Genomic DNA, 2,476 nt, shown 5'->3' with positions numbered 1-2,476 from the left:
TGACGCGATAGGTTTTTGCGGGTGTCCAGCTGCCAAGTTTGCGTCTGCAGAGGTGAACAGAAGTAGATCCGCCCCCTGCGCGATCGCGTTTTCGACTTGCCGCTGTTGCTCAGCAGGATCACCTTGAGCATTGACGAGAGTTAACTCGACATCCGGTGCCTTTTCGAGCATCGCTTCAATGAAGAATGGAGCATCCCGGTTTTCAAAGCGGGTGGTAGTAGAGTTTGGCAGCAAAAAGAAAACTTTCTCTTTTTCTGCTGAAAATGCAGCTTGCGGCAACGCAACGGTGCACAAGACAACTGCACCTGTCAGAAATGTAAAGAGTCGACCCATAGCATTCCTCCCTAAGGAATTTCGTTTTACGACTTGCACGATCAGTGTTGCGCAAATGGGGTAGAAATTTATTATGCAACAATTATTGCAACATTGACCTATTTTGAATTATGAGTTGCTAAATTGATTGAGTCAATGGTTGCGCGTTAAAAATTGCATTTTTCTGGATTTGCAATTTTTATTGAATATCCATCTGACGATCAATGGGGACTCAGGCAAATATGAAGGCTCAAGAATCACCCGACTGAAAATCACCTGCTTCTTCTATTTTATGTGGGCAACCTGTGAGCAAAAAAGAACCCTGCCGATAAAATCGCGCAGGGTTTAGTTTCTCCGGCAAGGGAACTCTCAAACGTGGTATTTACTCTTGAAAGTCTCCATCATCTTTGAAAGTGAATCTGACGCTGTAGTATACGAAAGTAACTGGTATCTATGTTTCCGCCTTCACGAAACGTCACCTTCTCGTACAGAATATTGGCTATTCAGCGTTACCTGTGCCGCAGCCAGCCGGGCAATCGGCACGCGATAGGGCGAGCAGGACACGTAATCCAGTCCCTGCGCCTCGCAGAAGGCGATGGATGCCGGATCGCCGCCATGTTCACCGCAGATGCCAAGCTTGATGTCAGAACGCGTTTTACGGCCACGTTCCGCGGCGATGCTGACCAGTTCGCCCACCCCTTCCTGATCGAGCGATACGAACGGATCACCGGCAAAGATATCCTTGGAAATATAGGTATCCAGGAACCGGGACGCGTCATCACGCGAAAGACCAAAGGTCGTCTGGGTCAGATCGTTGGTCCCGAAGCTGAAGAACTCGGCTTCTTCGGCGATTTCACCAGCCTTGAGTGCGGCGCGCGGCAATTCGATCATCGTGCCGACAAGGAATTCGAGCTTTGCCGATTTATCGGCCTCGACCTCGGACGCCACTTTGATGATCGCGGCTTTCAGGATTTCGAGTTCCTTTTTGCCAACAATCAGCGGGATCATGATTTCCGGGATCACCGGATCGCCGCCATCCTTTGAGACCTCAATCGCGGCTTCAAAGATCGCACGCGCCTGCATTTCATAGATTTCAGGATAACTGATGCCAAGACGGCAACCACGGTGGCCCAGCATCGGGTTGGCCTCAGCCAGATCAAGCAACCGACGGCGCACAATCGCCTCGGACACCCCCGCCGCATTGGCAACCTCGGCGATTTCCCCGTCCCCATGCGGCAGGAATTCATGCAATGGCGGATCAAGCAACCGGATGGTCACCGGAAGCCCCTTCATGATGCGGAACAGGTCAATAAAGTCCTGACGCTGATAGGGCAAAAGCTTATCAAGGGCGGCACGGCGCCCCTGTTCGGTCTCTGCCAAAATCATTTCACGCATGGAAATGATACGTGCCGGGTCAAAGAACATATGCTCAGTCCGGCAAAGGCCAATGCCCTCGGCGCCAAAACCACGCGCGGTTTGCGCATCATCAGGCGTTTCGGCATTCGTGCGCACCTTAAGGCGGCGCACCCCATCGGCCCATTCCATCAATTTGGAAAAATCACCCGAAAGATCGGGTTTAAGCGTTGCCACCTCACCCAGCATTACCTCGCCGGTCGCCCCGTCAAGGGTGATGACATCCCCTTCTTTCAGGGTCACACCGCCCGACGTCAAGGTCTTGCTGGCATAGTCAATCTTGACCTGACCGGCGCCGCAAACACATGGCGTCCCCATGCCGCGCGCCACCACGGCGGCGTGGCTGGTCATGCCACCGCGCGATGTCAGAATGCCTTCGGCGGCGTGCATGCCGGCAATGTCTTCGGGGCTGGTTTCGATACGCACCAAAATGACCTTCTGACCGCGATTGTGCACCCAGTCCTCGGCGACCTCGGCGGAAAAGACAATCTGCCCGGATGCCGCACCGGGCGATGCCGGAAGCCCCATGCCGATCACCTTGCGGTCCGCATCGGGATCAAGGGTCGGATGCAGCAACTGGTCAAGCTGTGCCGGGTCAACACGGCGAAGGGCGTCTTCGCGCGTGATCACATTGGCCTGGCACATTTCAACCGCGATGCGAAGGGCGGCCTTGGCGGTGCGTTTGCCCGCACGGGTCTGGAGCATGTAAAGTTTGCCGGACTCGACGGTGAATTCCATGTCCTGCATGTCG

The 2,476-nt window shown here is 54.2% G+C and carries 2 protein-coding genes; both read right to left on the bottom strand.

All coding sequences use genetic code 11. The features are described from left to right. Window positions 1-333: substrate-binding domain-containing protein (locus tag TH25_RS24465; RefSeq protein ID WP_147253101.1), on the bottom strand; the 333-nt coding region annotated here is incomplete at its 3' end. A 444-nt stretch (window positions 334-777) separates the two neighbouring features. Continuing rightward, a partial coding sequence (gene ppdK / locus TH25_RS24460; RefSeq protein ID WP_114090846.1) for a pyruvate, phosphate dikinase occupies window positions 778-2,476 on the bottom strand: 1,699 nt, incomplete at its 5' end.

Source organism: Thalassospira profundimaris, assembly GCF_003326755.1.
Taxonomy (GTDB): Bacteria; Pseudomonadota; Alphaproteobacteria; order Rhodospirillales; family Thalassospiraceae; genus Thalassospira; species Thalassospira profundimaris_B.
The sequence above is the reverse complement of the archived record's forward strand: the minus strand, read 5'-3'. Positions and strand labels throughout refer to the sequence as shown.